Annotated in this window: 12 protein-coding genes; 10 read left to right on the forward strand and 2 right to left on the reverse strand. The window is 41.1% G+C overall.

Annotated elements, in window-relative coordinates; all coding sequences use genetic code 11:
* Positions 1-91 precede the first annotated feature (91 nt).
* Positions 92-1912, forward strand: a complete 1821-nt coding sequence (gene ggt, locus JFU56_RS19680) for a gamma-glutamyltransferase (RefSeq protein WP_198438959.1) — start codon at positions 92-94, stop codon at positions 1910-1912.
* 87 nt (positions 1913-1999) lie between these two features.
* On the opposite strand, the gene JFU56_RS19685 is transcribed toward ggt, so the two are convergent.
* Positions 2000-3031: a DUF2860 family protein gene (locus tag JFU56_RS19685; RefSeq protein WP_198438960.1), complete on the reverse strand. Its 1032-nt coding sequence runs from the start codon at positions 3029-3031 to the stop codon at positions 2000-2002.
* Between the two features lie 314 nt (positions 3032-3345).
* Here JFU56_RS19685 and JFU56_RS19690 point away from each other — a divergent pair, with 314 nt between their 5' ends.
* A complete protein-coding gene (locus JFU56_RS19690; protein WP_198438961.1) occupies positions 3346-3918 on the forward strand; it encodes an NAD(P)H-dependent oxidoreductase in 573 nt (190 codons plus the stop codon).
* A gap of 2 nt (positions 3919-3920) precedes the next feature.
* Positions 3921-5849, forward strand: a complete 1929-nt coding sequence (locus JFU56_RS19695; RefSeq protein ID WP_198438962.1) for a monovalent cation:proton antiporter-2 (CPA2) family protein — start codon at positions 3921-3923, stop codon at positions 5847-5849.
* 154 nt (positions 5850-6003) lie between these two features.
* Here JFU56_RS19695 and JFU56_RS19700 read toward each other — a convergent pair whose 3' ends face one another.
* The gene (locus JFU56_RS19700; protein WP_198438963.1) at positions 6004-7443 is read right to left on the reverse strand and encodes a MipA/OmpV family protein; all 1440 of its coding nucleotides are present in this window, start codon (positions 7441-7443) and stop codon (positions 6004-6006) included.
* 339 nt (positions 7444-7782) lie between these two features.
* Here JFU56_RS19700 and JFU56_RS19705 point away from each other — a divergent pair, with 339 nt between their 5' ends.
* From JFU56_RS19705 to JFU56_RS19735, 7 genes are all read left to right on the forward strand, one after another.
* A complete protein-coding gene (locus JFU56_RS19705) occupies positions 7783-8811 on the forward strand; it encodes an NADP-dependent oxidoreductase (RefSeq protein ID WP_198438964.1) in 1029 nt (342 codons plus the stop codon).
* 37 nt (positions 8812-8848) lie between these two features.
* On the forward strand, positions 8849-9472 hold the full coding sequence (locus JFU56_RS19710) for a glutathione S-transferase family protein (protein ID WP_198438965.1): 624 nt from the start codon (positions 8849-8851) through the stop codon (positions 9470-9472).
* A 138-nt stretch (positions 9473-9610) separates the two neighbouring features.
* Entirely contained in the window at positions 9611-11191 is a 1581-nt protein-coding gene (locus tag JFU56_RS19715) for a Na+/H+ antiporter NhaC family protein (protein ID WP_242066035.1), read from the forward strand.
* On the forward strand, positions 11172-12242 hold the full coding sequence (locus JFU56_RS19720) for a hypothetical protein (protein WP_198438966.1): 1071 nt from the start codon (positions 11172-11174) through the stop codon (positions 12240-12242). Before JFU56_RS19715 ends, JFU56_RS19720 begins: the two co-directional genes overlap by 20 nt.
* Before the next feature lie 293 nt (positions 12243-12535).
* The gene (locus tag JFU56_RS19725; RefSeq protein ID WP_198438967.1) at positions 12536-13342 is read left to right on the forward strand and encodes a metal ABC transporter ATP-binding protein; all 807 of its coding nucleotides are present in this window, start codon (positions 12536-12538) and stop codon (positions 13340-13342) included.
* A complete protein-coding gene (locus tag JFU56_RS19730; protein ID WP_198438968.1) occupies positions 13339-14199 on the forward strand; it encodes a metal ABC transporter permease in 861 nt (286 codons plus the stop codon). Before JFU56_RS19725 ends, JFU56_RS19730 begins: the two co-directional genes overlap by 4 nt.
* Before the next feature lie 111 nt (positions 14200-14310).
* Complete coding sequence (locus JFU56_RS19735; RefSeq protein ID WP_198438969.1) at positions 14311-15471, forward strand: metal ABC transporter solute-binding protein, Zn/Mn family; 1161 nt, start codon at positions 14311-14313, stop codon at positions 15469-15471.
* Positions 15472-15476: the final 5 nt, after the last annotated feature.

A 15476-nucleotide genomic window follows, 5' to 3' on the forward strand; every position in this document is an offset into this window, starting at 1 on the left:
TCTTTGCTATGCTGCATTAACATCTAGGACACCTGTATTAACATCACGCACAGTTGTATTAGCATTTCAAACAATGAAATAGGGAATATTCATGTTAACGACACACCTTATGAAAGGACTTAGCTTTGGCCTTATTAGCTGCATCAGCTTAACGTTACCAACAGCTATTGCTAAAACCACCAGCAGCGAGACTCTTGTAAACCAGGTTCTTTCAAACGAGATTATTGTAAATCAGAGTCTTGCAAAAATAAAACCGTCAACCAGTGCCATTTATAGTCAAATGGCTATTCATCACCCTGTTTGGGCTGCCAATGGCATGGTAGCGAGCCAAGAAGCACTGGCGACTAAAATTGGTGTCGATATCATGCAACGAGGCGGTAATGCCATTGATGCAGCTGTTGCCGTTGGTTACGCATTAGCAGTTACCTTACCACGAGCAGGTAATCTCGGTGGTGGGGGATTCATGCTGGTCTACTTAGCAGATGAGCAACGTTCTATTGCCATTGATTATCGTGAAGTCGCACCACAGACTGCGTCCGCAGACATGTTTTTAGATGAAGATGGTAATCCAGATAACACCTTATCGCGCTTTCACGGCCTTGCTATTGGTGTACCAGGGACTGTTCTTGGCTTTGAGCTAGCGTTAAAAAAGTATGGCACGATGTCATTAGCGCAGGTGATCGCGCCAGCAATAAAATTAGCCAGTGATGGTATTGTCGTTACCCCAGATCTAGCTAATTCGCTTAGTGCAACGCAGAAACGTTTAAGCCAGTGGCCAAGTACCCAGGCTATCTTCTATAAAGCAGATGGCAGCAGCTACCAACCCGGTGAAATATTAAAGCAAACCGATCTTGCCAAAACGTTAACAGCCATCGCTAAAAAAGGCAGCCCAGCATTCTATCAAGGGCCTATAGCCAAGCAGATTAGTGACTCTGTACGTGATGCTGGCGGCATCATGACTATGCAAGATCTAGCCAGCTATAAAGCCATAGAACGACAACCGGTGACTGGTGACTATCGTGGTTATCAAGTGGTCTCTATGCCACCCCCCTCTTCAGGCGGCGTTCACATAATACAAATGCTGAATATGCTCTCGCAATACCCTATCGACAAAATGGGTCACAATAGTGCTGCGACAATCCATGTCATGGCAGAATCAATGCGCCGAGCCTATGCCGACCGCAGTTTGTATTTAGGTGATCCAGACTTTGTAAACGTACCCGTTGAAGCCCTGACTAACAAACAATATGCGAAACAGTTAGCCAGTCAAATAAACCCAGCCAAAGCAACGCCAAGCAGTGAGGTATCACCCGGTACATTATTACCATACGAAAGTAATCAAACCACCCATTACAGCGTGGTTGATAAATGGGGTAATGCTGTCAGTAATACTTACACCCTCAACTTCAGCTATGGTTCTGGACTTGTCGCCGATGGCACAGGGGTGTTACTCAATAATGAAATGGACGATTTCTCTGCCAAGCCAGGTGTCCCTAATGCTTACGGGCTTATTGGTGGTAAAGCCAATGCCGTCGCAGCGAAAAAGCGCCCGTTAAGCTCAATGACACCAACTATCGTGTTAAAAGATAACAAGCCTTATTTAGTTACGGGGAGTCCAGGTGGTTCACGTATCATTACCACAACATTGCAAGTGATCATGAACGTCATTGACCATGATATGAATATCGCCGAGGCAAGCGCTGCACCGCGTTTTCATCATCAATGGTTACCAGACATGATCCGTATCGAAAAAGGATTGAATATCGATACGATTAATTTATTGGAGAATAAAGGACACAAGGTTGAAGTCAAAGCCGCGATGGGCAGTACTCAAACCATCATGTTAACAGACGAAGGGGTTTATGGCGCATCAGATCCACGCCGACCAAGTGCACTTAGTCTCGGGTATTAATATGTACTGTTAATAAGTTCTATTTATAAATAAAAAAGGGACGTGATACTTAGCGTATTACGTCCCTTTTTCTATTTTTAGTGCTAGTTAAAAATTGTAACTCATACCAACAGAAACAAAGTTAGTCGTACTATCATAAAAATCTATATTTGCATCAATATCTTTGTTTTGATAAATCACGTTTAAATTACTGTCTTCAATATCAAATGGTTTGTCGTATGAATAGATTAATGAATAACGCGCCGCATCTTGTTCTTGCGTTTGTGCGAAAATCGGGTTTTCTGCGCTATATTCACGATCACTAAATGCTGCTTGTAGTGACAAGAAATGACGTTCATATTTTGTCATGATGCTTAAACTATAATGTAATTCATCATAGCTTTGACTCTCACCTTTAGCATCTTGATTGGCATAATACACATTCGCTTTGGCAAACGTGCCTTTCCACATCGGGATAAGACTCTCTAAACTCAAGCGCTGGTAATCAGCGTCTCGTTTAAGTTCATCTTGTTCTTCTGCAGTACAATCTCGAGTTTGACTAGCACATACACCATTTTGAGCACCGCTTTGATCGTCGTCAATATCATACGATGCATAGGCGTATTCAATTTGCACTGGCATAAATTTATAAGCAACACGTACAGCGGTTGAATCTATGTCCGTTTTTTCTCTTTCAGCGCCAACTAAGAAAGGATCAGACCAGGTTTCTTTTAGAAACGGCACATGCGGGATATAAGCAAACGTCATACTCTGGCGTTTATCAAATTTATGCGTCACACCCAATTCGTATTGTATGGCGCTGTCTAAAATGTTTTGTGGGCTCTGGCCTAGAAAGTATTGAGTCTGTAAATCTTCCGTTGTATAAGCCACACGGAAAAATGGAAACAACAACCCTGTCGAAATTTCCTCTCCAGAGTTAGTGAGATCATCGGTTTTGGCATTATCATCATCGGTATTAAATTGGCCATCTGAATTATTGAAGCCGGCATTGATACCGATAGTGCCAGAAAAACCGGGACTTTTTGCTAAGGGTTTCGCTATTGCCACACTACTAAAGCCAAGTAAACTGCTGGTTAATAATAGCGGCAGTGCAAGTAAACTGTGCTTTCTAAATATCATGTAAAAATAGCTCCAATAGTTAATCCATAAACAAGAACGTCGATCATTCTTGATCAATATCAAATTAGTCACGAAATAATAACACAAAGATTCTAATATAATATGCTTAATCACATTTCCGTCCGGTATCGGTCAATAATGGGGAAATGGCATATATCTCAGTGAGAAAAACCAGAATAACTAAATAAACACTGAAATAATTTGTTTTATATTATAAGCTTAGACCAGAAAATTAATAAAAAACACACTTTAGACACTAAGCTGTTGAATACCAGTATAAAGATCTATTTCAATAAAGGATGATTGAAAATCATATGCACAAAATTCTCGTTATATTTGCCCATCCTGCATTACAAAAATCAATTGCACATAAATCATTATTCAATGAAATTCAAAGTATTGAAGGTATCACTTGTCACGATCTCTATGATACCTATCCCGATTCATTTATCGATATTAAGCACGAACAAGCATTATTACTCAATCACGATATCATCATCTTACAATTTCCACTTTACTGGTATTCCAGCCCTGCGATTTTAAAAGAATGGCAAGATTTAGTACTAGAGCATGGTTTTGCTTATGGTGAAAACGGCGATAAACTGGTGGGCAAAAAAATCATGCTCGCGATCTCTACAGGTGGTAGTGCAAACTCATATTCTACGACGGGCTACAACGAGCACGACATTAGCCAATTTTTATTGCCTTTTAGCCAAATGAGTAAGCTGTGTAATCTAGAGTACCTGCCGCCATTTGTCGTACATGACATTCATAAGCGCCATGACGCTGAGCGCATAACAGATAAAACCAACCAATATCGCCAATTGTTATTAAAGTTACAACAGCAACATGATGATACGACCACCACTGACATGGAGAGTAACTAATAATGGAACACGGCGTATTATTTAATATCTTCGTCTACCTTGCTGCTGGTGTAGTGGCAGTGCCAATCGCCAAACGTTTGGGGCTCGGTTCTGTACTGGGTTATTTAATTGCAGGCGTCATTGTCGGTCCTTATGCTCTGAGCTTGATATCGAATCAAGAAGACGTGATGCATGTGGCTGAATTCGGTGTGGTAATGATGTTGTTCTTGGTCGGTTTAGAACTAAGACCAGCGTTATTGTGGCAACTTAAAATGCCGATTCTCGGCACGGGTGGCTTACAGCTTTGTGCAACGACGTTATCTATCTTCTTAATTCTATTGGCCTGTGGTCTTGCATGGCAAACTGCACTCGCCATTGGCTTGATTGTGGCCCTGTCCTCTACTGCCATTGTGTTACAAAACTTACAAGAACGAGAGTTAATGAAAACTGAGGCAGGTAAAAATGCCTTTGCGGTATTACTATTTCAAGATATCGCCGTGATCCCTATCCTATCTCTATTGCCGCTACTGGTAATACAAGATACCGCGATTGTAGAGTCGACAACATCAGGCTGGCTCAGTGCGTTAATGATTGCCGGTGTGATCGCAGGCATCATCATCGGTGGTCACTTCCTCGTGGTGCCATTATTACGTGTTATTGCCAGTTCACGTTCACGTGAAATCTTTATTGCTACCGCACTCGCCTTGGTTGTTGGTATTGCACTCGCGATGGAAGCTGTCGGCTTATCAGCAGCACTCGGCACCTTCTTAGCGGGCGTCGTTTTAGCTGACAGTGAATATCGCCACGAACTGGAAAGTGATATAGAACCGTTTAAGAGCTTATTACTCGGTATTTTCTTTATCTCGGTCGGTGCCAGTATTGATTTTACTCTGTTACTTGATCAACCGATGTTAGTTGCCATGTTAGTAACTGGGCTTATCGCCGTTAAATTCATCGTGCTGTTTATCACCGGTATTGTCTTCAAGATCCAACGCAGCCAAAATTGGTTATTTTCATGTGCGTTGGCGCAAGGCGGTGAGTTTGCTTTTGTACTGACTTCATTCGCATTACAACGCCAAGTGCTTGATAATGAAATAGCGAGTTTATTGGTATTAGTGGTGACGTTATCGATGGTTTTCACCCCGCTATTATTGATTATTAACGATAAAATCATAGCCCCGACATTTAAACGAAAACTGCCACAGAGTGAAAATAAAGATAAAGCGGCACCAGAACATCAGATCCCCGATGATACCGACAGCTCAGTGATCATTGCTGGTTTTGGTGGATTTGGACAAGTTGTTGGTCGCTTACTGCATGGCTATCATATTAATACCACCATACTAGAAAACGATGTTGGTCAGATTGAACTATTACAGCAATTCAAATACAAGGTATTTTATGGCGATGCCGAGCAGCTTAATTTATTACACGCTGCGGGCGCGGATAATGCCAAACTGTTTATTATTGCCGTTGAAAGTGCCAGTCGCACCAAACGTATTTTAATTCAAGTAAAGAAACACTTCCCGCATTTAAACGTATTAGTCCGTGCTACCGACCGTAACCATGCGCAGCAATTAATTCGCTTAGGTGCTGACCACGTGTTTCGAGAATCCCTTGATTCAGGCATCAGCTTAGGAGTTGAAACGTTAAAAGCCCTCGGTATGCGTGCGAATCAGGCCCACCGTGCAGGACAAGTATTTCGTCGCCATGATGAAGCTGTTTTACATGAAGAAGCTAAGCGAATACACGAACAAGAGCCAGAATTTGTTAATCGCAGTCTGACAGAACGCAGGATATTGAAAAAACTACTAGGCTTAGACGCACTAACTTATTACGACAACTTAAATGATGCGTGGTCAACAGAAGCCCACAGTAACCAAGACAAGAATACTGTAGGTAACTTAGCAGCAGCACACAAGCATAATAAATCAACCAGTGAGCAAACCTAACTCTATCTTCTCAGGTTTAATAAGTGATACGTGATAAGTAATAAGTAGATAGGACAACGGCGCAGTGATAATAATTAAGCTATTATCACTGCGCCGTTGCTGTTTTCGATATTCGGTAGTCTAAACCAGTTTTAAAAACTTGCTTTAGACTAGGTTAAAAGTGCCACTGCAGATAAATAGTTTGATAATTACTGCCACCTTTAATACGGCCAAACACTGAACTGCTTTCGAAAATGCCCGAGCGATGATGGATGCTATAACCCAACCAGGTTTTCGCTAACGCTTTATTATTAAAAATATCACCGACATTCACATCCAATGAAAAATCCAGATAGTTAAGTAGCTTAGAGCTGTTTTCATAATCACGCTTACCGTCTTCACCCTCAAAATCCTTACCTTCGATATAAGTGACTTCAGATACATAAGATAAACCTTCTGCAATACCTACACGCCAGCGAGGACCAAATTCGAAAGTATAAAAAGCCTTTATCGCAATGATCGCTTCGGCAATGTCATTCTGCACATCGGAATTGTAATGCCACACTAAGCCGGGAGTGAAGTAAAGATCAATCGGCAAGGTAAGTAAACTATCAGCAATCTGGGTACCATAAAAAACCGAACTCATTTGGTTGTTTTCAGTATCACGCTTGGTGTGGAATTTTAATATGTCGCCAATGTTCGATGGCGTTGCCCAGCCGTGTGCTAGTCGTAAATATTCATCATTACTGTCTTTTTTAGCTGTTTTTATAAACGGCTTATCTGGATCGGGATAAAAAGCAACACCAAGGAAAGACTCTAATTGGTAATTCTTTTCTACTGACTCTAAATCATAAACACTATTTTCTAAACGCGTTACGCCAAATTGGCCAATTAAGTGTAGATTACTGGTGACATGATAAGCCCCTTTGACACCACCACTAATGGACACGCCAGCACCCGCATCTTCCAGATCAAAACCGTAGTAGTGATCATTAAAATCAGCGCTCTTCCACTTTAACTCAGCAAAAGGCGTTAATGTCCAACTTGCATTTTGCCAGCTATATTGCGTTCTCGTAAAGCCATAGACCCGCTTGTAATCGTCAGATAATACGGCAATATCGTGTTTCCATGGTCCATCAAAATAACGGTACTGTAAGCCAAAATCAAAAGACTGCGCTAACACTTCATTCTGGAATTCTTTCGGTATGTCATGGAATCGAAAGCGGCTATACACATTTATTTGATGCTGAGTATCTTTCCATAGATGGATGCCACCTTCTAAGCCGTTAATAAAACCATAGTCATTTTTAAAGCGTATTAGCGGTAAAATATCATAGACTTCAGTGTCGTCACTTACGTCAGAAACGGCAAAAGGAATATCAGCGCGACGTATGCCTATTGCAATACCCCACTCAGAGACAGCTAACGCAGGTTGTTCAACCTTTAATTCATCGCTCTCTACGTCAACATTTTCACTCTGCGTTGTTTCTACGACAGGCACCTGCTGAACTTGAGGCAAGTTAAGAATACTTGCCACATTCTGAGCAAAGGCAAGACTCGAGGATAAGCTAAAAATACATACTAAATGCATTATATGGTGAAAACTGCGTGACATAAATTCTCTAAATACTTAAAAGTTATAATTAGTGTTTTTTATATTACTTATAACAATAAGAAATCACAATCTAAATAACGACTTGAATCACAATGTGGCCAAGTAAATATTGACTAATTACACACATGATGCAGATATTCCTCAATATTCCCCTCCGCAGCCTTTTCGTCGAGCAAAATTTAGATTTAGAATATTAATTAACCACAAACCAATTAAGTTAGTAGACGACCGGTCTACTAACGGGTATCGTTATATATAGAAAATAGATTTAGCCGTTTTACATTTAATTAAAAGTAGATCGGTCACAGCCACCTTACCGGTTTAACATAAGGATTTTCCATGCCACAATCAAGTTCAGTTAATCGCCGCATCACCCTTGCTTCTCGTCCTATTGGCGCGCCTACATCAGTAAACTTCAGCCTTGAAGAAGTAGTCATTCCAACGCCTGCTGTTGGTGAGTTATTATTACGCACAAATTACTTATCACTAGACCCTTACATGCGCGGTCGTATGAATGACGGTGCCTCTTATGCTGAACCAGTCGCAATTGATGGCACTATGGTTGGCGCAACAGTATGCCAAGTCATCAGCTCTTTACACCCTGATTATCAAGCGGATGAATGGGTGCTCGCCTACACTGGTTGGCAAGATTATGGCATTTCAGACGGTGAAGGTTTGATTAAGCTAGGCACTGAACCGACTAACCCTTCTTATGCACTTGGTATCTTAGGCATGCCCGGTTTTACTGCATATATGGGCCTGCTGGATATTGGTCAACCAAAGTCAGGGGATACACTCGTTGTCGCGGCAGCAACAGGTCCTGTTGGCGCAACCGTAGGGCAAATAGGCAAGATAAAAGGTTGTTACGTCGTAGGTATCGCTGGCGGTGCTGAAAAATGCCAATATGCAGTAGATGTATTAGGCTTTGATAAATGTATTGACCACAAAGCTGACGATTTTGATGCGCTACTAAAAGCAGCCTGCCCTAACGGTATCGATGTTTATTTTGAAAACGTCGGCGGTAAAGTATTTGATAGTGTGCTTCCACAGCTGAACACCGGCGCACGCGTTCCTGTTTGTGGTTTAGTATCGCAATATAACGCCACTGAATTACCATCAGGCCCAGACCGTTTATCACTGCTCATGGGCACCTTATTGGTGAAGCGTATTAAGATGCAAGGTTTCATCATTTTTGATGATTATGCACCGCGCTACAATGAGTTTTTCGTTGATATGATGGATTGGCTACAAGCAGGTAAAATCAAGTATCGCGAACATATGATCGATGGTTTAGAAAATGCACCCGCAGCATTCACCGGTATGTTGCAAGGTGAAAACTTCGGAAAGCTTGTCATTAAAGTAGCCTAATTAAGCAGTTATATAGGAAACGGAAACGGAAACGAATATGATCACATTACACCATTTAAATAAGTCTCGTTCTAAACGTATTATCTGGTTATTAGAAGAGCTAGGCGTTAATTATAATGTCATTGCTTACCAACGCGATAACCAAACATTCTTAGCACCTGCATCATTAAAAGCGATCCACCCACTGGGCAAATCACCTGTTATTGAAGATGATGGTTTAGTGATTGCAGAATCAGGCGCCATTACAGAATACCTGATAAACAAATATGCCGCAGATACCCTTGCACCAAAACCTGGAACTCAAGAATACATAGCCTATTCACAGTGGTTACATTTCGCTGAAAGCTCTGCAATTTTACCACTGTTATTAAAAATGTTTGTCGACAAAGACGGTTGTAAAACCAATTTTATGGCTGGGTATGCTGATGTCGAAATTGCGAAAGTCATCGGTTATTTCAATGAATCATTAGCAGATAAAACGTATCTTGTTGGCGAGCAGTTAAGCGGTGCTGATATTATGATGTCGTTTATTGTTGAGATCTTAGCAAACAATAATGAACTCAATAACTTTCCTAACCTTGCTCGTTACAATGAACAATTACATTCTCACCCTAGTTTCTTAACAGCTGGTGACATTGAAGCGAAATACGATAACAGTTAGTGAAAACTGTAGCTTCATCAAAATGGTTAAAATTTATTATGTTTTAGCCATTTTCAACAACTGAATAAATAACTAAAATAAAAGCATAAAAAACCATTTATTAGCGTTTTATCATTGACCCTATCTTTAAAGTTAAATATGATATTTCGTTTACTCATGGATATGTTAGTCATGGATTACTTATTACCACTATCCCCTTCTTTACTCGCGCTCTTCTTGGCTTTTACCACTCGAAGGGTTATCTTATCGCTATTTTGTGCTGTTCTGCTTGGCAGTTTCATCCTACATGATTATGCACCAATAGAATCGGTAATAGCCGTCTATAAAGATGGTATTTTCAATCAATTAAAAGGCAGTAATGCTCAGATCGTTATTGTTATCACGATTATATCTGGCTTCATTTATTTACTTGAATCATCTAAAGCAATGACGGCATTCTCACAATCGATCACACGTTATGTCAGCACCCCAGCCAAATTAAAAACAGGAACTTGGTTATCTGGTATTGCTATCTTTTTTACCGATTCAGGTAACTCACTTATTCTAGGTCCTATCTATCGTCCCTTATACGACAAAATGAAGATATGCCGTGAAAAACTAGCACTTATTATTGACTCAACGTCTTCACCTGTATGCGTATTAATACCAGTGATAAGTTGGGGTGTTTACTCCATGGGACTCATGGAAAAAGCATATACAAATGTCGGTTTAGAGAAAGATGGATTAGCGTTGTTTAAAGAAGTTTGGCTATTTCAACTTTACCCACTACTCACACTTATCGGCTTATTTTTTATTATCGTATTTGGCGTTAACCTCGGTAAGATGAAACAGGCTCAACAAGATTGCGAACAAGGTAAAAGTGAATATCTTGCAGAATCAGATATCGCTAAAAACGATACTCTAAATCCATTAATAAACATGAATGCAGTGCAGCAATACGGCGCTAAAACGGTTGCGTTAGCACTGTCTTCGCTAGCGTTATGCATGGCTGGCTTGTTTTTTTACTTTACGCGTGGTGCATCTGGTTCAGCCGAAGCTAAATTAGTCGGTTCAGAAATCAGAACAGCATTAGCCGTTTCTTATTCTGTCGCATCTGTCATCACTATCTTGGCATTAAGTCACTTCGGTATACGAAAAATGAGTGCATCGGCTGATTCGTTCTTCCAAGGAATGGGGAAAATTGTCAGTATTCTTTGTATTTTACTACTCGCTTGGACTCTGAGCGATATCCTCAAGGAACTCGACACTGGTGCTGTTATTGCAACTATGCTGCAACAACTTAACTTTCCAATTTGGCTACTTGCTAGCACCATTTTTATTATTGGTGCATTTTTATCCATTGCGACTGGCTCTTCATGGGGCACATTTGCGTTACTGATCCCAATTGTGGCACCAATAGCTTATAGTCTTGATGCGAGCATTATATTATGTTTTGCCGCTGCACTCAGTGGAGGATTATTTGGTGACCACTGTTCACCAATCTCAGATACAACGGTACTCTCTTCGATGTCATCCGGTGTAAACCACATCAATCATGTCGAAACCCAAATGCCTTATGCCATGACGACAGCGTTCTTCACCTTCATAGGTTTTATTCTAGCCTCGATAAGTGGTTCTAATTTAACGGTATTAATAATGGCTAGCGCAATGGGTTGTTTCTACTTTCTCTATTCTAAATCTCAACAAGGCAAATTAACGCATGAAAACAATTTATCTTAGAAGTGAAACTAAAAAAGGCGAATGCCGTTCACCACTAACGCCACAAGGCGCTAAAGTATTAACAGATGCCGGTATTACGGTACTAGTAGAAACCTCTACTACACGTACTTTTAGTGACCAGGACTACCGTGACCTAGGTATTGAGATCACCGCTGTACCTTGGCAAGAAATGCCGACTGATACGTTAATATTAGGCCTAAAAGAATTACCTATGAGTGATGCACCGATTGCACATGATCATATTTATTTCGCTCATGCATTTAAAGGTCAAGATGAAGCAGCGCAAATACTCGCGCGCTTCAACAATGGTGGCGGGCGCATTTTTGATATTGAATTTTTAACAGATTCTGACAGCCGTCGCGTTGCTGCATTTGGCTATTGGGCTGGATTTGTAGGTGCGGGATTAGGACTACTGGGTTTAGGTCACTATCAACAGCAACAAGCAGCGTTCCCAGCGATCACCCCGTTTGCGAATAAAGAAAGCTTTATTACAGCCATTCAAGCACAGCTTGGTAATAACATGAGTGAATTAAGTGTCATGGTCATGGGTGCCCTCGGCCGCTGTGGTAGTGGGGCGACAGATTTGCTGAAAGCTGTTGGTATTGAGCAATTAACACTTTGGGATAAGCAAGAATATGATGCATCGCCTAAACCAATTACCGCTATTTTATCCCAAGATGTATTTATTAATAGTGTGTATTTAAAAGGCGATATCCCACCAATGATAGACCAATCATTGTTAGCTGGTAACACTAAACTTCGTATTATCAGTGATGTTAGTTGCGATCCAAACAGTGCTAATAACCCACTACCTGTCTATGATGCGATCACTAACATGAAGCAGCCGTTTGTGCAGGCAAAATACAGCGAGCACCATCCAGTTTACGTGCAAGCTATTGATCATTTACCAACTTTATTACCAAAAGAATCAAGTGAAGAATTTGCTGGTGCATTGTTACCACACCTCCTGCAATTAGGCAGCGAAGAAGTGTACTCCGATGTATGGCAAAAAGCGGTTGATATCTTTAATCGTATTAGACATGACTATTAATATCCCCCACTAAGTCCTCATAAAAATCTGACCCCGTGATTCTATCGGGGTCATCATCAACGTTCCCTGTATTGTTATATTATAACAATACTCTTGCATGCGGCTATTGTTATGTTATAACATCCCCGAACTGAAATGCATAATCAACAATAAAGAATAATAAAATGTCGTACTCTAAATCAGCCGCAATTAAGTCCTTATTATTAACCAGCATATTTATACGCCTTGGCCTCTCACTTGCCATTATTACCATACTTTGGATCACACTGCCTTACCTTGCTGGATAACTAATTATGATTAAGATTAATAACTTAAATGTGTGTTATCAACATAACATCGCGCTTAGTAATATATCAACAACCTTAGATTATGGTGATCTCGTCGCTATTGTCGGTCCCAATGGCGCCGGTAAATCAACATTATTAAAAAGCATCATGCAACAAATTACCATCAAATCAGGTTCTATCGATCTGGGTGATTTAAGTTTAAATAATATTGCTTACTTACCGCAAAGCAGCCAAATAGATCATTCATTTCCAATCACAGTCACTGAATTTGTATCCGCTGGCGCTTGGCAGCGTACCAGTTTTTGGCGTGTCTTTAGCCGACATGAACAGCGCTTATTAAAGCAAGCATTAGCAAAAGTAGATCTTGAGGGCATGGCTGAGCGCCAAATTAGCCAACTATCTGGCGGACAATTTCAGCGTATGCTATTTGCACGAATGCTCTTACAAAACGCTGATATTCTGTTACTTGACGAACCGTTTGGTGGCATTGATGCCCAGACCACGGAATTATTAATGCGTGTGATCCAAGAGTGCCAGCAACAAGGTAAAACCATTATTGCTGTGATCCACGATCTGGCCTTAGTACAACGCTACTTTCCCACCACACTACTTGTTGCAACCAACCTCATTGCAGCCGGTAAAACAGCAGACGTATTGACTCAGCAGTATTTACTGCAAGCAGGCTATCAGCATTTTTCGCACTGCGCAGTGCATAACAGCTTTAATAACCCAGCTCTAAATACAGCAAATAATAACGCGGCTGACAATACTGTAACCCCAGCTGCAATTAACATCGAGAACCTTGCATCATGAGCGCCCAATTATACGAATTATTTATCGCCCCTTTTGCTGATTTTGTCTTTATGCAACGTGCCTTATGGGGAATTATCGTGCTAAGCATTAGTGCCACACCAGTCGGTGTATTTTTAACACTTAGACGGATGAGTTTAACGGGTGATGCCATGGCGCACGCTATCTTACCCGGCGCGGCTATTGGTTTTCTTATCTCAGGTTTATCTGTCACAGCGATGACCATTGGCGGCATTGTCGCTGGCTGTATCGTCGCGGTATTAGCTGGTATCGTGGCGCGGCACTCAAAAGCGGAAGAAGATTCAAGTTTAGCGGCATTTTACTTACTCTCTTTAGCTGTTGGCGTGCTCATCATTTCTGCCAATGGCAGTAATGTCGATTTATTACACGTGCTATTTGGCTCGACACTCGCACTTAATAACGATGCATTAACACTCATTACCATTATTGCAACCATTTCGACGTTAGCACTCGCCCTACTCTATCGACCGTTAGTTTTAGAATGTGTTGATCCGCACTTCTTTAAAACGGTCAGTAAACTGAGTTCAATTGCCCACTATGGTTTTTTACTGCTCGTCGTACTCAATCTGGTCGCGGGTTTTCAAGCGTTAGGTACTTTGATGGCTGTCGGCTTAATGATCCTACCCGCAGCGATAGCCCGATTTTGGTCAAACCATTTAGGCGGCATGCTGATAGTCGCTTTTATCAGTGCTGTATTAAGTGGCTACTTCGGCCTGTTTCTTTCTTATCACGCTAGCTTAGCAACGAGCCCTGCCATTGTGTTAGTGCTTGGCCTGTTTTATATCACGTCATTAATATTTGGCCGACAAGGCGGATTACTGTTTAAAAATAACAACTAGCTATTAACGACTCGAACCTGTTTATTGGGCTTACTTAATAAGTAAGCTCATTGAACTTACTTATTAAATAATTAAATTTAAAATAAATTAAAATTTATAAAGGACAATCAAATGCTTAAAAAAAACCTGACAACATCAATAATACTACTTGGTTTAGGCGCTAGTTCTGCAGCGATAGCTGAAGAAAAACTAGCGGTTGTTAGTAGTTTTTCTATTCTTGGCGATCTGGTATCTGAGGTAGGTCAAGAACATGTCACAGTGACCAATTTAGTGGACATTGACGGCGATGCACATGTATTTAGCCCTACACCTCAAGATGCTAAAGCGATTGCCAAAGCACAGTTAGTTGTCATCAATGGATTACAGTTTGAAGGTTGGATGCCGCGTCTGATTGAAGCGGCCAACTACCAGGGCGTACAAGTTGTCGCTGCAGATGGCATCGATGTACTAAGCAATAAAGAAGATGACAGCGGACATGAACACCATGATCACGAACAACATAACGACGAACATGCACATCATGACCACGAGCAACATAACGACGAGCATGCACATCATGATCACGAGCAACATAACGACGAACATGCACATCATGACCACGAGCAACATAACGACGAGCATGCACATCATGATCACGAGCAACATAACGACGAACATGCACATCATGACCACGAGCAACATAACGACGAGCATGCACATCATGATCACGAGCAACATAACGACGAACATGCGCATCATGACCATGGTGATATAGACCCGCATGCTTGGCACAGTATTAAAAACGTAAAAGTCTATGTACGAAACATCGCAAAGGGACTGATTCAAGTTGACCCAGAAAACCGCCTTGATTATCAGCAAAACGCGACTGACTATATTCAAGAGCTAGACCAACTAGCATTAACATTAGGTGCTCAACTAGCAACAATACCAGAAGCCCAACGCAAAGTGATCACACCCCATGATGCTTTTGGTTACTTCGCGCGAGATTTCAATGTCACCTTTTTATCGCCACAAGGAACAAGTACAGGATCTGAAGCAAGTGCTGCTGATGTCGCTAAATTAATAAAACAAATACGTCATGATAATGTGAATGCTGTATTCATGGAAAACATCGCTGATAATCGCCTAATAGAGCAGATTAGCCGTGAAACTGACGCAAAAGTAGGTGGCAAGCTATACTCTGATGCATTGTCTTCTGCTGAACAACCTGCAGCAACTTACCTAGAGATGATGCAATATAACGTAGATACCATAGTTAACGCCTTAAAGTAATAACA

Source organism: Moritella sp. F3 (assembly GCF_015082335.1).
GTDB lineage: Bacteria > Pseudomonadota > Gammaproteobacteria > Enterobacterales > Moritellaceae > Moritella.